General features: G+C 56.1%; 1 rRNA gene (only partly in view). It reads left to right on the top strand.

Annotation, left to right across the window (positions count from 1 at the left end):
• Window positions 1-2,487 (top strand): 23S ribosomal RNA (locus ACFWA7_RS39615); it begins 736 nt to the left of the window's first position.
• Window positions 2,488-2,518: the final 31 nt, after the last annotated feature.

The raw sequence follows: 2,518 nt of genomic DNA on the forward strand, positions 1-2,518 counted from the left end.
GGTTTACTCAATGCGTCGTGACTGCGTGCCTTTTGAAGAATGAGCCTGCGAGTTAGCGGTGTGTAGCGAGGTTAACCCGTGTGGGGAAGCCGTAGCGAAAGCGAGTCCGAACAGGGCGTTTGAGTTGCACGCTCTAGACCCGAAGCGGAGTGATCTAGCCATGGGCAGGTTGAAGCGGAGGTAAGACTTCGTGGAGGACCGAACCCACCAGGGTTGAAAACCTGGGGGATGACCTGTGGTTAGGGGTGAAAGGCCAATCAAACTCCGTGATAGCTGGTTCTCCCCGAAATGCATTTAGGTGCAGCGTCGTGTGTTTCTTGCCGGAGGTAGAGCACTGGATAGGCGATGGGCCCTACCGGGTTACTGACCTTAGCCAAACTCCGAATGCCGGTAAGTGAGAGCACGGCAGTGAGACTGTGGGGGATAAGCTCCATGGTCGAGAGGGAAACAGCCCAGAGCATCGACTAAGGCCCCTAAGCGTACGCTAAGTGGGAAAGGATGTGGAGTCGCAGAGACAACCAGGAGGTTGGCTTAGAAGCAGCCACCCTTGAAAGAGTGCGTAATAGCTCACTGGTCAAGTGATTCCGCGCCGACAATGTAGCGGGGCTCAAGCGTACCGCCGAAGTCGTGTCATTCATACACATAGGGCCAACGCCTGTATGGATGGGTAGGGGAGCGTCGTGTGCCGGGTGAAGCCGCAGCGGAAGCTAGTGGTGGACGGTTCACGAGTGAGAATGCAGGCATGAGTAGCGATACACACGTGAGAAACGTGTGCGCCGATTGACTAAGGGTTCCTGGGTCAAGCTGATCTGCCCAGGGTAAGTCGGGACCTAAGGCGAGGCCGACAGGCGTAGTCGATGGACAACCGGTTGATATTCCGGTACCCGCTTTGAAACGCCCAGTATCGAATCCATTAATGCTAAGGCCGTGAAGCCGTTCCGGACCCTTCGGGGAATGGAAAGTGGTGGAGCCGTCGATCCAAGGTGGTAGTAGGTAAGCGATGGGGTGACGCAGGAAGGTAGTCCAGCCCGGGCGGTGGTAGTCCCGGGGTAAGGGTGTAGGCCGTGTGATAGGCAAATCCGTCACACATTGAGGCTGAGACCTGATGCCGAGCCGATTGTGGTGAAGTGGATGATCCTATGCTGTCGAGAAAAGCCTCTAGCGAGTTTCATGGCGGCCCGTACCCTAAACCGACTCAGGTGGTCAGGTAGAGAATACCGAGGCGTTCGGGTGAACTATGGTTAAGGAACTCGGCAAAATGCCCCCGTAACTTCGGGAGAAGGGGGGCCATCACTGGTGATCGGATTTACTCCGTGAGCTGGGGGTGGCCGCAGAGACCAGCGAGAAGCGACTGTTTACTAAAAACACAGGTCCGTGCGAAGCCGTAAGGCGATGTATACGGACTGACGCCTGCCCGGTGCTGGAACGTTAAGGGGACCGGTTAGTCAGGATTCGTTCTGGCGAAGCTGAGAACTTAAGCGCCAGTAAACGGCGGTGGTAACTATAACCATCCTAAGGTAGCGAAATTCCTTGTCGGGTAAGTTCCGACCTGCACGAATGGCGTAACGACTTCTCGACTGTCTCAACCATAGGCCCGGTGAAATTGCACTACGAGTAAAGATGCTCGTTTCGCGCAGCAGGACGGAAAGACCCCGGGACCTTTACTACAGTTTGATATTGGTGTTCGGTTCGGCTTGTGTAGGATAGGTGGGAGACTTTGAAGCGGCCACGCCAGTGGTTGTGGAGTCGTCGTTGAAATACCACTCTGGTCGTGCTGGATGTCTAACCTGGGTCCGTGATCCGGATCAGGGACAGTGTCTGATGGGTAGTTTAACTGGGGCGGTTGCCTCCTAAAGAGTAACGGAGGCGCCCAAAGGTTCCCTCAGCCTGGTTGGCAATCAGGTGTTGAGTGTAAGTGCACAAGGGAGCTTGACTGTGAGACCGACGGGTCGAGCAGGGACGAAAGTCGGGACTAGTGATCCGGCGGTGGCTTGTGGAAGCGCCGTCGCTCAACGGATAAAAGGTACCCCGGGGATAACAGGCTGATCTTCCCCAAGAGTCCATATCGACGGGATGGTTTGGCACCTCGATGTCGGCTCGTCGCATCCTGGGGCTGGAGTCGGTCCCAAGGGTTGGGCTGTTCGCCCATTAAAGCGGTACGCGAGCTGGGTTTAGAACGTCGTGAGACAGTTCGGTCCCTATCCGCTGCGCGCGCAGGAATATTGAGAAGGGCTGTCCCTAGTACGAGAGGACCGGGACGGACGAACCTCTGGTGTGCCAGTTGTCCTGCCAAGGGCATGGCTGGTTGGCTACGTTCGGAAAGGATAACCGCTGAAAGCATCTAAGCGGGAAGCCTGCTTCGAGATGAGTATTCCCACCTCCTTGAGAGGGTAAGGCTCCCAGTAGACGACTGGGTTGATAGGCCAGATGTGGAAGCCTCGTAAGGGGTGGAGCTGACTGGTACTAATAGGCCGAGGGCTTGTCCTCAGTTGCTCGCGTCCACTGTGTTAGTTCTGAA

It is taken from the genome of Streptomyces sp. NPDC059994 (genome assembly GCF_042737755.1).
GTDB lineage: Bacteria > Actinomycetota > Actinomycetes > Streptomycetales > Streptomycetaceae > Streptomyces.